Raw genomic sequence first — 13473 nt, 5'->3', positions numbered from 1 at the left:
TGCGGCTGGACGCATGTCGTCCCCGTGCGGCGTGCCGGGGCCCTCCGCGACACGTGCGTGGCGGAGGGCTCCCGTCCGGTGGTGCCGGTTCAGACCTCCAGGTCGGCTTCGATACGGCGCAGCTGGTGGCGGGCCATCGCGAGGTTGGCCCTGCTCCCGTCGAGCACGAGGTAGAGGAAGAGTCCGCTGCCGCCGCGCCCCTTCAGCAGGCGGATGAGGTGGTACTGGGTGTTCAGCGTGATGAGGATGTCCTCGATCTCCTCCTTCAGGCCCAGGTGCTCCATGGTGCGCAGCTTGGACCGCACGACGTCGGTGTTGCCCGCGGCGGCGACTTCCAGGTTGAAGTCCTTGGTACCGCCGAGGGTGCCGAGGGCCATGCCGCTGGTGTAGTCGACCAGGGCGACGGCCGTCGCTCCGTCGATGGAGCTCAGGCATTCCTTCAGCGCGGTCTCCGTGTTGGCCATGCGCTCGGTTCCTTTCCTTGGGTCTTCCACTTCGAGGGGTCAGGAAGTTCGGGTGGCTCAGCTGCCGGTCTGCGGGCGCGGCTGGTGCGTGGGCCGCTGCGGGGTGCGTACCGGGAGGGTGCCGATGGGCCGGTCCGTGGCCGGGGGCACCGTGGCGAGGTGCTCTTCGGGCGCCGGCCGGTCGGCGTGGCGGCCGGTTCCCGGGCCCACGCGTGTGACCAGCAGGTCGGCGATCCGGGCTCCGCTGCGCCGGCCTTCGAGGTGGAGGCGGCCGACGTTGACGCGGTCCTCGGCGAGGAGGGTGAGTACGGCGGTGGTTCCGGCGGCGTAGGTGGCGACGTAGCCACCCGAGCCTCGCACCAGCAGTTCACGGAAGTCGCCGCGGGCGGCGGCGTCGGTCATGCGGTAGGCGACGCCGAGGGCGGCGGCGGTGAGCGCCGCGAGTCCCTCCGGTTCGGTGTCCGGCACGTCGTGGGCGAGGACGAGTCCGTCGACGGTGGCCGCGAGGGAGCCCGTGAGCCGGGGTACGCGGGTGCGGAGCCGACGCAGTTCGTCCAGGACGTCGGTCTCGACGGCCATGAGCAGTCTCCTTTCGGCACGCTGTCTTCGCGCGCGGATCACAGTGCCTCCAAGGCGTGCAGGAGCCGTCGCAGCAGTGCGGTGTCGGGCTCGTCCCGTGCGGTGGGACGAGGAGGGGGGCCCGGCTCGGCGGACACGGTCGCGGGGGCTGGGGTCGGGGCGGGGGCGGCGACCAGGGGGGCTACGGGAGCCACCAGCCCGGCGGCGGCGAGGCGTCGGAGTTCCACGAGGGTGTGGAAGGTTCGGCAGGCCAGGGCCGTGGCGATCTGGGCGGCGGTGCGGACACCGTCGACCTGGGCGAGGGTCCGGCCGCGGCGGGCCGGCAGGTCGGCGGCGTCCGGGCCGGGCACGCGGGCGAGAGGAGCGCGGTCGACGGCGGGTTCGGGCCATATGCGGTGCAGCAGTTCGCGGCGGCGTCTGGACTCGCGCAGGACGGTGTCCACCGGGACGGCCCGGACCGCGCCGAGCCAGTGTGCGGCTCCGGGTCGGAACCGGAGAGCCGGCCCGTCGTGGGCGAGGACGAAGTACGCCGCGTCGAAGAGGGCGCCCAGGTGGCACAGTTCCAGCGCGCCGACAGGGAGCTGACCGCTGTCCACCAGCTGCCGTCCGACGCGGCAGCGGCGCCCGGCCTGGTCGATCGCCTCCCACCAGCCGTCCGGGGCGAGCGCACCGCTGTGGGTGAGCAGGTCGCCGAGGTCGGGTGTGACGGCGGATTCGACGTGGACGACGTGCCCTGTGGCGAGGTAGACGATCCCCGACTCGGTGGACAGGGCACCTGTCGCCCCCTGCGCGGCCAGGGTGCTCAGCAGGGCCGAGGCTGGTTCGCCCGTGCGCGGGGCCCGGGTCGATGTGGTCATCCGAGCACCAGCCGGTCCGTCAGCTCGGCCAGCCGGATGCGGGCCAGGGCCAGGTTCCCTTCGCTGCGGTCGAGCCATAAGTGCACGAACACGGTGCTGTCGAAGGTCGTCGTGACGAACCTGAGCAGGTGGTACGAGTCGGCGTTCGTGATGATCAGGTCCTGTACGGGGGGTTCCTTGCCGGACGGCCCGTCGGGGTCGCCAGGAGCGCCGCCGGGCGATGCGCCGGTGCCGTCACCCGGCGGTGCGGTGAGGGCGAGGGCGCCGCTCTCGGTGGCGAGGCGGGCGAGTTCGGCGGTTTCCGCAGCCGTCGCCTCCGCGTCGCCACCGGGTGCGTCACCCACCGCGCCCAGGGCGAGACCACTGATCCAGTCGACCACCGACGCCCCTCGAGCACCTGGCAAGCGCATGGCTTCCAGCAGACTCTCGTCGATTCCGGGCACGCCGAATCCCCTCCCCCTGCACGGCCGTTCCCGCGAACGTGAGCACGACACTACGGAATGTGGTGGGCGCAGGTGAACGCTTTGGCATTTTCCAAAGGAATGTGCAGGGAAGCGAGCGAGGGGCGAACGGGGTTGATCGGAAGCGGGCAGGATGCATCGCGGGGCATCGAAGGGGGGGTTTGCCACTCACCCTGACCTGCACCTTCACGACTTACGCACACCAGGGCACCTCCGCGACGATTCGCAGGTTCGGCAAGCCTTCACAGGCTTCAGCAGGACTCATGCTGACCACTCGCCGCCTTTACTGATGGGTAACCAGGTCGATCTGTACGACCTCGCCCCGCGCTGTCCCGCATCCGCCCCAGCGATGTCGGCCGACCAAGGCATCGGCTCCTGCGCCCATGACCTCGGTGAAGGCCGGTGCGTCGCCTGCCTGACCGGCAGCAAGGACGAACGCCAGAGGGCGGCAGCGGGCATCGGCAGCCAGGCGGATCTGCGCGGTCAGCCCGCCGCAGGACCGTCCGATGGCATGGTCGCCGGGCTCGCCGACCGGGGGCCCCTCCTTGCGGGCCTCGGCCGCATGCTGGTGGCTCGCACGATCGTGGAATCCACCGAGACCGCCCAGTCGAGGTCTTCATCGGTGTCGCCCTGGGCCGTCAGCGCGGTGAACACCCGCCCCCAGGTGCCGTCGACGGCCCACATCCGCAACGGTTGTGGACACCGCGCCAGTTCCCGTGATTCTCCGGCAGGCACACCACTGCGTTCTGTTCTGGAACTTCAACGCGATCGCGTCGATCACCTCTCGGTGATCCCTCCAGCGTCCACCCCGCATCGGCGTCCGGTCCGGAAGCAACGGCTCGATCCATGCCCGCTGCGCATCAGCCAACGACGCAGGGCGACGGTGGTTCGAGGGAGCGCCGACCTGAAGGTATTGACAATCGCCCGACATACGTCTCGTTCGACTGCTACGACACCCTGATCGAGTACCCGATCACCCCCATCACCTACGAGCTCGTCGGCGATCAGATCCCCGCCGAGCAGTGGGACCGGTTCGTCCGCGAGTTCCGCGGCTACCGCTACGACCAGGCCTGCAGCAGTTACTACCCCTACGAGCAGGTGCTGCAGGACTCCTTCGAGCGGGTCTGCCGCAAGTGGGGCACCAAGGCAGTCCCGGACGCGGGCAAGCGGTTCGCCGACGGCGTCCGCAGCTGGGGACCCCACCCGGACGTGGTGGAGCCGCTGAAGAAGGTGGCCGAGCACTACAAGCTGGTCATCCTCTCCAACGCCGACGACTCCTTCCTCGCTGAGAGCGTGCCCAAGCTCGGCGCGAGATGCGTGCGCACCCTGGACATCGAGGAGGCCGGCCGCACCACCCGGCACGGCTCCTCTTCCCAGATCCCTCGGCCATGAAAACGGCCGACAAGCCCGCCCGGACCACCCGGCAAGGGCGTAAGGGCTGCTCCCGAGCCGGAGCGGCAGCCGAACGCCCTGGCTCACCGGACGTCCGGTGTCAGGCGCGCCCGGCGCGGCGGCCCTTGAGCCACCATGCTCCGCCGCCGAGGACGAGCAGGGCTCCACCGATACCGATGGGCACGGCGAGGGGCATGCCGTCGTCGTCCTCGCCGTCGTCGGCCGCGGGCTTCGCCGAGGAAGCCGGGGCGGGCGACTGGGCAATGGGCTCGCTGGAGGCGGTGGTGGGTTCCTCGGCGGGCGTGGGACTGACCTCCTTGGCGCCGGGCGCGGCCGGCTTCAGGTCCAGGCGCGGTGCGGGATGGCCGTGTCCGTGGCCGTCCCCGCTCTCCTCATCGTCCAGTTGGATCCAGCGGTCGACCTTGCCGTCGCTGTAGGTCTGCAGGGTCTTGAAGACGAGGGACTCGGCATCGGGCAATTGCCGTACGGTGACGATGCATTCGGCGTCCTCCCCTACGGCGAGCTTCGGTCCCGAAACGGTGTAGCCCCGGCTGGTAGGCGCGAGCTTCCAGCCGTCCGGGCCCTGCTTGTAGGTGATGTCGCCGGCTGTGATGCCCTCGGGCAGGATCACTTCCAGCTTGGTGATGCCCGCAGATCCGGACTCCGACTCTGCGGAGAAGGTCAGCGCGACGTTCTGGTCGAGGGCCCGGGCGCCTTTCGCCTCGACCTCGGCATGGGCCGCGGCGGGTCCCGCGGTGGCGACAGTGACCACAAACGCGGCTGCCGTGAGGGCGCCGAGACGGTGCAGGCTGCGTGCCAGGGTCGGACGGTGCATGGGGAACTCCCTAGTTGCGGTGTAGGGGCTGCTGTATGTAAGCGGGGGGCGGGTCCCGCAGCCGGGCCGGGGCACGTGGACGGCCCCGGCCCGCCTGGAGGCACACGCCCGGCCGAGGGCGGTCGGCCGGGCATACGGTTCAGGCTGCGGCGCCCTGTGCGGCGGCGGTCACCTCGTAGCCCGCCTCGGTGATCGCAGCCCGTACGGCGTCGTCGTCGACCGACTCTCCTTGGACTGCCACCCGCCCTGTCGGGACGTCGACATCGACCTGAGTGACGCCGGGGACTTCCACCACCTCTTCGGTGATGCTCGCGGCGCAGTGGCCGCAGCTCATGCCGGACACTCTGTAGGTCTTCTCAGCCACGGCGAGTGCTCCTGATTCTCTGAATCTGACGGTTGCAACTTCGGTTGGAGGTAGGCCGGTTCACGTTGCCGCCGCCCGGAGGACGAACCGGGCGGCGGCATACGTACGCGGCCTGTCAGGCCGCGGAGGTCACCGGCGTGGGGCGCTCGGCCTCGTCCAGCCACTCGATCAGCGAGATGCGGGCGCGGGCGACCCGGGAGCGCACGGTGCCGACCGGGCAGGCGCTGACACTGGCCGCCTCCGCGTACGGAAGCCCGACGAGCTGGGTGAGGACGAAAGCCTCGCGGCGGTCGTCCGGCAGCGCGTTCAGCAGCTCGGCGAGGGCGACGCCGTCGTCGAAACCGGGCAGGTCGCGCGGCTGGGCGCGCTCGGCGGCCGACTGCCAGTCGTCGGTGTCCGACAGACGGGGGCGCGACGAGCTGTAGCGGATGCTGTCGACCACCGCGCGGCGGGCTATGGACAGCAGCCAGGTACGGGCCGAGGAGCGGCCTTCGAACCGGTGCAGACTGCCCAGGGCCCGCAGGAACGTGTCCTGGGTCAGGTCGTCGGCGCTCTGCGGGTCGGCACCGAGGAAAGTCACGTACCGGCGGACGTCTCGGTGCAGGGCGCGAACGAAGAGGTCGACGGCGTCGGGGTCGCCGCTGCGGGCGGCGAGTGCCCAGGCCGTGATCGACGCGTCTCTCGACTCTTCTTTCGAGGCTTCGCGCGCTGAGGACAGGACAGGAGTGAGCACCTGGTGTCTCTCCTTCTCGGGAATCCAGGGGAGCGGTATCCGGGTCGACGCGCGCAAAGCAGCGAGCGGGACGGCGGAACCGGTGAAAGGGGAGCGGTCGGGCGTGCGTGTACGCGCGACCGGTGCCCGAGGCGGGGGAGCCGACGGATCGTCGCCCCCATGTGCGGCCTCGGGAAACCAGCTGTCGTCAGGCGACAGCAATCCCCGCGGGTGGACCCCGAGAAGTGATCGCGTGGGCGAGGAGAAGTCGCCGCGGCCCGCGATCCGAACGGCCCCTGCGGGCGCGGACACGTGGCCTGTGCGGCGGCGTGGGCAGCCGGAAGATCAGACGCAACGGAGCGACGAGCCATCCGGCGAAAGCCCGCAGGATACGGAACGCGGCGCGCTCGCCGTGGGCCAGCCACAGGCCGCACAACAACGCGGCGAGGAGGTGGGCAGCGAGCATGCCGGTCGAGGACATGCCACCCATGCCGTGGTCCAGGGAGTGCGCGGTCCCCATGTGGAACATCGACCCCATGGAGTGCATGGCGCCCATCGCATGGTCCATGGAGCCCATCGAGCTCATGGACGTCGACATGGCGGCGTGCTCCGCGCCCGGACCCGACGGCGAAGCGCACAGCAGGTAGCCCAGCCACTGCTGGACGAGCGACCTGAAGTCGGACGTCTGCGGATGTACCGCAGCCTGGGCGAGCGCGAACGACGAGTGGAGTACGGCCTGGGTTGCGACCACGACGGAGCCCACCAGGAGAGGCTCGCGCTCCCTGCCGGCCAGCCACCAGGCTGTGCCGCCGGTCGCCACCGCCGCCGCGACCATGGCCCACCAGGGCACCGCGGTCCCCGACATCATGACGTGCCCCAGGGAGGCGAGCAGCACACAGACGGCCGCGAACACAGCGGCCCTGAGCGTGCGAGAACACCACCCAACGGTCATGGCGCCTCATCCTCGCAGTTCGGGTCTCACGCGTCACGGGAGGGTACGGACATGACCCAGGCATCCGGCTCAATCCCATCCCTGTGATCCACGCCACAACAACGGGCGGGAACTCGCAGGAACTTACTGCCGACTCCTGTCGAGAACCCGGGAAGTCGCCGGGGATTGAGGAGGGGCGCCGGTGTCGGCGGAGCAGAACGAGATCCGGACCGCGGCCGACGTTCACCCGGCGCGGGCGACCACGGCCATGACGGCCCTGCTGACGTGCGCCATGGCCTTCTCGATGATGCAACTGTTCCTGCTCGGCGCCCTCGGGCCACAGCTCGGGGACGACCTGAATGTGTCGCCCACCGTGCTGGGTCTGACCACGACGGTCGGCCTCGGGGCGGCCGCCGTGCTCTCACCGGTCGGCGGGCGCGTGGTGGACCGGATGGGGCCGCGCCGCTGCCTCGTCGCGCTGCTCCTGGTGTCGGCGGCGGCCCTGGCACTGATCGGCTCCGCGCCCGGCGCGGGGTTCCTCCTGGCCGCGGTGGCCCTGGGCGGACTGCCGCAGGCGCTGGCCAATCCCGCCACGAACAAGACCATCCTGGCAGCGGTTCCCGCCGAGCGTCGCGGCTCGGTGACCGGAATGAAACAGTCGGGCGTACAGCTGGGCGCGTTCGCCGCCGGGCTGCCACTGGCCGCGCCGGCCGGGGTCGTCGGCTGGCGGGGCGCGGTGTGGGCGGCCGCGGGAACGGCCGTGGTGGCCGCGGCATGGGCGGCCGTGGTGGCCGCGGCATGGGCGGCGCGTACGCTGCCCGCCGACCCACCGCCGAATTACGAGCCCGCCTCTTGGATCCCCCGAGGGGCGGTGAAGTCGGTGCCGATGCCGATGACCTGCTCCGGCCGGACACCTGCCCGCGCCATCGCCTCCGGTACGGCGCTGCGCAGCACGTCGATGTAGTCCGAGGGCACCTGCAGGGCCCAGTCCGGGGGCAGTCGGGTGCCGTCGGGCAGGTGCCGGTCCAGGACGGCGTGTGGGTAGACGTGCTCCGCCGAGGCCAGTTCCGCGCCGTCCCGTACTCGGACCACCACGGCACGGCCGGACAGGGTTCCGAAGTCGACGCCCACGACACAGGGTTCTTCAGACACGGGCGACCTCATCCTTCTTGTTCGATATGTCAGTCACTGTTCGGAATACCGGGCAGAGATTGGGGGCCCGGCCGCGACCGGGCCCCCTGGCGGGTCAGTTGACCCGCACGACCTGCCACAGTTCGTCATCGGCGCCGTTGTCCGCCGACTGGACGATCAGCGCGCCGTTGGCGGTGGAGGCGGATGCGACGTCCGCCACCAGGCCGCTGGCGGAGTTGACGAGCTTGTAGTAGCCGCCTCCCGCATCGGTGAGCGTCCACTTCTGGGAGCTCGCGCCCGACGACGCGCTCTGGACGACGGCCGCTCCTGACGACGTCGAGCCGCTGTTGTCGAGGTACAGACCGCTGTTGACGTTCTTCACGGTCCACGCCCCGCCGCTGACCGACTGGAAGGTCCACAGCTGGCAGTTGTTCGCGGTGTTCACCCACTGGCCCGCCTGCTTGCCCGCGGTGGTGGAGGCGCCGGGGATCTCCAGGAACTTGCCGCTGTTCTTGTTGACCAGCCGGTACTGGCCCGTGGACAGGGTGGGCAGGGCGGTCTGGGTGAGGTTCCAGCGCTGGCAGGCGCAGCCGGTGTCGGACCACTGACCGGCGGCGGTGCCGACGGTGGTGGACGCGCTGGGGATCTCCATGTACTTGCCGCTGATCCGGTTGGTGGCGGTGAATCCGCCCGCCGGGTTCGGGGCGACGGCCCACTCGTGGTCGAGGGTGCCGTTGTCGTCCCACTGCACGACCTTGGCGCCGTTGGCGGTGGACTGGTTCTGCACGCCCAGCACCTTGCCGCTCGCCACGTTGAAGATCTTGAAGTAGCCGGACGTCTGCTGGACGAACTTCCACTTCTGGTCGCTCGCGTTGTCGGCGTTCTGCTGGGTGGCGTTGACGCCGCTGGTGGTCGAGCCGCCCGCGATGGTCAGCATCAGATGGCTGTTGGCATTGGACATGGTGTAGGTGGCACCGTCGGAGACGCCGCCGCCCAGGTCGATCGTGCCGTACGTGACCGGGTTCAGGCCGCTGCCGACGTGGCCGCCGCTGAGGATGAGCAGGCTGTGGCCGTCGGCCAGCGGGAGCAGGCCGCGGCTGTAGCCGCTGGGGACGGTGGAGGGGATGCGCGTCCAGGTGTTCGCGGCACCGTTCTGCGTGTTCAGGAACAGGTCGTCACTGCTGTTGGCGCTGACCACCAGGGTGCCGTTGGCGCCGCCGGTGGGCAGCCAGGTGATGTACGGGGCGCTCTTGGGCTGGGTGCCGTCGGTCGCCTTGAGGGCGATGCCGGTGGCGGAGCCGAACGCCTCCGGGTTGGAGGAGATCTTGTAGTAGACGGCGAAGCCGCCCTCGGGGGCGCCCCAGAACTCGTACGTCATCACGTAGCTGCCGTTGGGCAGCTTGGCGATCACGGGCATGCCCGGACGGTCGCCGTACGTCGAGGTGGCGACGTCGTTCACCACGGAGCCCCAGTTCACGCCGTCCGTGGAGACCTGGTGGACGATCTTCTGGCCGTTGTTCGGGTCACGCTGGTCGGAGTAGTACACGATCAGCTTCGAGCCGGACACCATCAGGAACGGCTCCCACACCGGGGTCTTGCCGTTGGTGGGGTCGGCCTCGCCGCCCTTGGCGATGGAGCTGACGTACGTCCAGCTGACGCCGTGGTCGGTGCTCGCGTACAGGTCCAGCTCGGTGGACGACAGGTCGTTCGGGATGGAGTTGCCGGCCGCGAGGATCGTGCCGGCCGGGAAGTTGCCGATCTGGGTGGGCAGTTCGTACAGGAACGGCTGGTAGCGGTTGCCGAAGCCGTTGTGGGTGTCGCTGATGCTGGATATCTGCGTCCAGCTGTTGCCGTTGTCGGTGCTGCGGTAGATCGGGAAGACGGGGGTGCCCGAGCTGTACTGCTCGAACGTGGCGAGCAGGGTGCCGTTGGATGATCCGCTGTTCTGCAGGCGGATGGCGCGCGGGTAAAGCGAGCCGGGCGCCGGGGCGTTCGACGGCGGGGTGTACATGGTCTGCGAGGCGCGCGAGATCGCGTGCGCCTGGCCGGAGGCCGGCAGGACGAGCGCGACGGCGGCTGCGAGCAGGGCCAGCAGCATCGTGAGCGCTTGGGTGCGGGGTACGGCGCGGAGTCTGGCGCCTTCCCTGGTGGTGGACATGGGCGGCTCCCAAAGAACGTCCGGGAAGAGGGGGTGGTGCGGGGCCCGCCGCTCCCCCGCGAAGGAGGAACAGGGTGGAACGGCGGGTGTCCGAGGGGGTGGGTCAGCCGGCGCGGCGCAGCCGGATGACGTTCCAGGAGACGGGCGGCAGGTTCGCGGTGAGGCGGCCGTCGGTGACGGAACCGGTGTCGGCGGTGTACGGGCGGACCCGGTCGGGGTCGGCCTGGGTGTTGGCGGCGCGGATGTCGGGGTCGCTCAGCACCGAGTGCTCCACCGGCGTGTAGCCGGGGAACGCCCGCAGGTCGAGGGCGAGTTCGACGTTCTCGCTCTGGTGCCGGTTGACGGCGAAGACGGCGAGTTCGTCGGCGCCGTCCGCCTCCGCGAGGTGCGTGGCCACGGCGTCGACGACGGAGACCTCGCCGAAACGTTTCGTCTCATACGTCGGCGCGACCGGCTCCACCCGCAGGACGGTCCCGCGCGCGTGCCGGGCCGCCTGGGCGAAGGGGTGGAAGGTGGTCTGCCGCCAGCTCGGGCCGCCCGCCTCGCTGCGGATGGGGGCGATGACGTTGACGAGCTGGGCGAGGCAGGCTGCGGTGACACGGTCGCTGTGCCGCAGCAGGCTGATCAGCAGCCCGCCGACCACCACGGCGTCGGCGACGTTGTACTCGTCCTCGATCACCCGCGGGGCCACGGCCCACTCGGTGGGCTTCTCCTGCGCCTCGAAACGGGTGTTGTACCAGACGTTCCACTCGTCGAAGGAGAGGTTGATCCGCTTCTTCCTGCGCAGCTTGGCCCGGATGTGGTCGGCGGTGGCCACCACCGACTCGACGAAGTGGTCCATGTCGACCCCGGAGGCCAGGAAGCTGCCGAGGTCGCCGTCGAGTTCCTCGTAGTAGGCGTGGCAGGAGATGTAGTCGACCTGGTCGTAGGCCTCCTCCAGGACGGTGGCCTCCCAGGCGCCGAAGGTCGGCATCGAGGAGCTGGAGCTTCCGCAGGCGACCAGTTCGAGCTTGGGGTCGATCATGCGCATGGCCCGGGCGGTCTCGGCGGCGATACGGCCGTACTCCTGGGCGGTCTTGTGACCGGTCTGCCAGGGGCCGTCCATCTCGTTGCCCAGGCACCACATGCGGATGCCGAAGGGGTCGGGGGCGCCGTTCTTGATCCGCTGGTCGGACCAGGCGGTGCCGCCCGGGTGGTTGCAGTACTCCAGCAGGTCCAGAGCCTCCGCCACGCCCCGGGTGCCGAGGTTGACGGCCATCATGGGTTCGACGCCGGCCTTCTGGGCCCAGCGGTGGAACTCGTGCAGGCCGAAGGCGTTGGTCTCGGTGCTGTGCCAGGCGAGGTCGAGGCGGGTGGGGCGCTCGGCCGCCGGGCCGACGCTGTCCTCCCAGCGGAAGCCGGAGACGAAGTTGCCGCCGGGATAGCGCACGGCGGTCACGCCCAGCTCGCGCACCAGGTCCAGGACGTCGCGGCGCAGCCCGTCCTCGTCCGCCTGCGGATGCTCGGGCTCGTAGATGCCGGTGTAGACGCAGCGGCCCATGTGCTCGACGAACGAGCCGAAGGTACGGGGACTCACGTCGGCGACGCGGAAGGCGGGGTCGACGGTCAGGGAGGCGTGCAGCATGAAGGTCGCTCCGGGAGGTGCGCGAGAAAGAGAGGGAGGGCTGGGCTCACTTGAGGCTTCCGACGGTCAGACCGCCGCGCCAGTACCGCTGGAGGAGGAGGAAGGTGACGATCAGCGGCAGGATCGCCACCAGGGAACCCGCGATGACGAGGGTGAACAGCGCGTTGGCGCCGGACTGGATCATCGCTCCCTCGTACCAGGACTGCAGGCCGACGGTGAGCGGGTAGAGCTTGTCGTTGTTGAGCATCACCAGCGGCAGGAAGAAGTTGTTCCAGGTGCCGACCATGGAGAACAGCAGCACGGTGACGAGCGCCGGCTTCAGGGTCGGCAGCGCCACCGACCACAGCACCCGCAGCTCGCCGGCTCCGTCCATACGGGCCGCCTCCAGCAGCTCGTCCGGCAGGGACTCCTGCACGTAGACCCGCACCAGGTAGACGCCGAAGGGGTTGAGCAGCTGGGGCAGGATGACCGCCCACATGGTGTTGGTCAGCGCCACCTTGCTCAGCAGCAGGTAGGTGGGGATGGCCAGTGCGGTGGCGGGCACCATGATGGCGCCGAGGAGGCTGGAGAAGAGCAGGTTCCGCCCGGGGAAGCGGTACTTGGCGAAGGCGTAGCCCGCGAGGGTCGCCACGGCGGTGGCACCCACCCCGCTCACGCCCGCGTAGACGGCGGTGTTGCCCATCCAGCGCAGGTACTCGCCGTCGTTGTAGGTGAACAGCTCCTGGAGGTTGATGAGGAAGGCGCCCGGCGAGTGGAACCAGAGGGCGGCGGTGGAGAACAGCGCGTCGTTGTCCTTGGTGGCGGCGACGACCAGCCACCAGAACGGCAGCAGGAAGTAAAGGATCATCGCCACCATCACCACGTTGACGGTGACGCGTGAGCGCGCGGCGGACGGGCGGCGGCCGGTGGCCGGAGCGGCGGTTACGGCGGGTGCGGCGACGGTGGTCACTTCAGTCCGCTCCTCTTGCGTGTGGCGAACAGGAAGAAGTAGGAGCCGATGAAGACCACCGCTCCGAGGGAGAAGGAGATGGCGGCGGAGTAGTTGAACTCCGAGTACTGGAACGCCAGGTTGTAGGCGTACAGGTTCGGCGTGTAGTCCGGGGTGATCACCGAGGAGGCGGTCTTCTCCAGGACCCTCGGCTCGGTGAAGAACTGCAGGGTGCCGATGAGGGTGAACATCAGGGTGAGCACCAGCGCCGAGGAGATCATCGGGATCTTGATGCGCAGGGCCGTCTGGAGCTGGCCGGCGCCGTCGAGCTTCGCCGCCTCGTAGACCTCGCGAGGCAGGCCCTGGAGGGCGGCGTACAGGACGATCATGTTGTAGCCGGTCCACTGCCAGGTCACGATGTTGCCCAGCGAGGTCAGCATCAGACCGTGGCCCAGCAGGTCGACCTTGCCCAGCCCCAGCGAGTTGCTGATCGAGTTCACCGGGCCGAAGGTCGGGCTGTACAGGAAGCCCCACATCAGGGCGCCGATCACCGCGGGCACGGCGTACGGCATGAACAGGGTCATCCGGAAGACCTTGGCGAGCTTGCTCGACACCTCGTCGATGATCAGCGCGCCGAGCAGGGCGAGGCCGAGCATCAGCGGGATCTGCACCACACCGAAGACGGCCACCCTGCGCACGCCGGACAGGAACTGCGGGTCGGTGAAGGTCTGCTGGTAGTTGGCGAACCAGCTGAAGTGGTCGCCGCCGACCAGGGTGGAGGTCCTCAGGCTCAGCCAGAAGGCGTAAGCCAGCGGGGCCACCAGGAAGGCCAGGAAGAGCAGGAGGAACGGGCTGACCAGCAGCAGGCCCATGCCCTTGTGCCGGGTGCTGGCGGACAGGCCGCCGGGGCGCCGGCCCGCCATGGGAGTGCGAAGTCCCTTTGCGGGAGTGACACTTGGCGGTGCCATCGCGGTGGATCCCTGCTGTCGGAGCAGGCTCATCACTTCTCCTTGCGCGTCGTGCGGGCCCCCGCCGGT

14 protein-coding genes and 1 pseudogene are annotated in these 13473 nt (G+C 70.0%); 2 read left to right on the top strand and 13 right to left on the bottom strand.

Annotation, left to right across the window (positions count from 1 at the left end):
• Positions 1–89: 89 nt before the first annotated feature.
• The 4 genes from FDO69_RS26575 to FDO69_RS26560 are packed head-to-tail and all read right to left on the bottom strand — an operon-like array spanning position 90 to position 2343.
• Entirely contained in the window at positions 90–464 is a 375-nt protein-coding gene (locus FDO69_RS26575) for a roadblock/LC7 domain-containing protein (protein ID WP_104782382.1), read from the bottom strand.
• A 57-nt stretch (positions 465–521) separates the two neighbouring features.
• On the bottom strand, positions 522–1043 hold the full coding sequence (locus tag FDO69_RS26570) for a roadblock/LC7 domain-containing protein (RefSeq protein ID WP_104782381.1): 522 nt from the start codon (positions 1041–1043) through the stop codon (positions 522–524).
• Positions 1044–1081: 38 nt separating this feature from the next.
• Positions 1082–1900, bottom strand: coding sequence for a hypothetical protein (locus FDO69_RS26565; protein WP_104782380.1), 819 nt, complete (start codon positions 1898–1900; stop codon positions 1082–1084).
• Positions 1897–2343: a hypothetical protein gene (locus FDO69_RS26560; protein ID WP_104782379.1), complete on the bottom strand. Its 447-nt coding sequence runs from the start codon at positions 2341–2343 to the stop codon at positions 1897–1899. The genes FDO69_RS26565 and FDO69_RS26560 overlap by 4 nt, the downstream gene beginning before the upstream one ends.
• A gap of 864 nt (positions 2344–3207) precedes the next feature.
• Between FDO69_RS26560 and FDO69_RS26550 the strand changes: the two genes are divergently transcribed.
• Positions 3208–3753 carry an HAD family hydrolase gene (locus FDO69_RS26550; RefSeq protein ID WP_234388115.1) on the top strand — a complete coding sequence of 182 codons (546 nt, stop codon included), beginning with the start codon at positions 3208–3210 and terminating at the stop codon, positions 3751–3753.
• Positions 3754–3853: 100 nt separating this feature from the next.
• Here FDO69_RS26550 and FDO69_RS26545 read toward each other — a convergent pair whose 3' ends face one another.
• From FDO69_RS26545 to FDO69_RS26530, 4 genes are all read right to left on the bottom strand, one after another.
• Positions 3854–4588, bottom strand: coding sequence for a DUF1775 domain-containing protein (locus FDO69_RS26545; protein WP_104782377.1), 735 nt, complete (start codon positions 4586–4588; stop codon positions 3854–3856).
• A gap of 139 nt (positions 4589–4727) precedes the next feature.
• Positions 4728–4952: a heavy-metal-associated domain-containing protein gene (locus FDO69_RS26540; protein ID WP_104782376.1), complete on the bottom strand. Its 225-nt coding sequence runs from the start codon at positions 4950–4952 to the stop codon at positions 4728–4730.
• A gap of 115 nt (positions 4953–5067) precedes the next feature.
• Entirely contained in the window at positions 5068–5685 is a 618-nt protein-coding gene (locus tag FDO69_RS26535) for a sigma-70 family RNA polymerase sigma factor (RefSeq protein ID WP_167526690.1), read from the bottom strand.
• 187 nt (positions 5686–5872) lie between these two features.
• Positions 5873–6616 carry a hypothetical protein gene (locus FDO69_RS26530; RefSeq protein ID WP_104782375.1) on the bottom strand — a complete coding sequence of 248 codons (744 nt, stop codon included), beginning with the start codon at positions 6614–6616 and terminating at the stop codon, positions 5873–5875.
• 247 nt (positions 6617–6863) lie between these two features.
• Between FDO69_RS26530 and FDO69_RS26525 the strand changes: the two genes are divergently transcribed.
• Entirely contained in the window at positions 6864–7559 is a 696-nt protein-coding gene (locus FDO69_RS26525; protein ID WP_324827523.1) for an MFS transporter, read from the top strand.
• On the opposite strand, the pseudogene FDO69_RS42275 reads toward FDO69_RS26525, so the two are convergent.
• The 5 genes and pseudogenes from FDO69_RS42275 to FDO69_RS26500 form a co-directional block, all read right to left on the bottom strand.
• Positions 7463–7759 (bottom strand): annotated as a pseudogene (locus tag FDO69_RS42275) (ribulokinase); the annotation flags it as partial. The gene FDO69_RS26525 and the pseudogene FDO69_RS42275 overlap by 97 nt on opposite strands.
• 82 nt (positions 7760–7841) lie before the next feature.
• Positions 7842–9884: an RICIN domain-containing protein gene (locus tag FDO69_RS26515; protein ID WP_104782374.1), complete on the bottom strand. Its 2043-nt coding sequence runs from the start codon at positions 9882–9884 to the stop codon at positions 7842–7844.
• A 103-nt stretch (positions 9885–9987) separates the two neighbouring features.
• A complete protein-coding gene (gene arfA / locus FDO69_RS26510; RefSeq protein WP_104782373.1) occupies positions 9988–11508 on the bottom strand; it encodes an arabinosylfuranosidase ArfA in 1521 nt (506 codons plus the stop codon).
• A 46-nt stretch (positions 11509–11554) separates the two neighbouring features.
• Positions 11555–12457, bottom strand: coding sequence for a carbohydrate ABC transporter permease (locus FDO69_RS26505; RefSeq protein ID WP_199838322.1), 903 nt, complete (start codon positions 12455–12457; stop codon positions 11555–11557).
• Entirely contained in the window at positions 12454–13359 is a 906-nt protein-coding gene (locus FDO69_RS26500) for a carbohydrate ABC transporter permease (RefSeq protein ID WP_199838321.1), read from the bottom strand. The genes FDO69_RS26505 and FDO69_RS26500 overlap by 4 nt, the downstream gene beginning before the upstream one ends.
• Positions 13360–13473 lie beyond the last annotated feature (114 nt).

The organism is Streptomyces tibetensis, assembly GCF_007655005.1.
Taxonomy (GTDB): domain Bacteria; phylum Actinomycetota; class Actinomycetes; order Streptomycetales; family Streptomycetaceae; genus Streptomyces; species Streptomyces tibetensis.
This window is presented reverse-complemented; position numbering and strand designations above follow the sequence as displayed.

Coding starts and splice junctions, on each gene's coding strand:
- FDO69_RS26575 (WP_104782382.1), bottom strand. CDS start 464: ATGGCCAACACGGAGACCGCGCTGAAGGAATGCCTGAGCTCCATCGAC.
- FDO69_RS26570 (WP_104782381.1), bottom strand. CDS start 1,043: ATGGCCGTCGAGACCGACGTCCTGGACGAACTGCGTCGGCTCCGCACC.
- FDO69_RS26565 (WP_104782380.1), bottom strand. CDS start 1,900: ATGACCACATCGACCCGGGCCCCGCGCACGGGCGAACCAGCCTCGGCC.
- FDO69_RS26550 (WP_234388115.1), top strand. CDS start 3,208: ATGCCCGCTGCGCATCAGCCAACGACGCAGGGCGACGGTGGTTCGAGG.
- FDO69_RS26545 (WP_104782377.1), bottom strand. CDS start 4,588: ATGCACCGTCCGACCCTGGCACGCAGCCTGCACCGTCTCGGCGCCCTC.
- FDO69_RS26530 (WP_104782375.1), bottom strand. CDS start 6,616: ATGACCGTTGGGTGGTGTTCTCGCACGCTCAGGGCCGCTGTGTTCGCG.
- FDO69_RS26525 (WP_324827523.1), top strand. CDS start 6,864: ATGACGGCCCTGCTGACGTGCGCCATGGCCTTCTCGATGATGCAACTG.
- FDO69_RS26515 (WP_104782374.1), bottom strand. CDS start 9,884: ATGTCCACCACCAGGGAAGGCGCCAGACTCCGCGCCGTACCCCGCACC.
- arfA (WP_104782373.1), bottom strand. CDS start 11,508: ATGCTGCACGCCTCCCTGACCGTCGACCCCGCCTTCCGCGTCGCCGAC.
- FDO69_RS26500 (WP_199838321.1), bottom strand. CDS start 13,359: ATGGCGGGCCGGCGCCCCGGCGGCCTGTCCGCCAGCACCCGGCACAAG.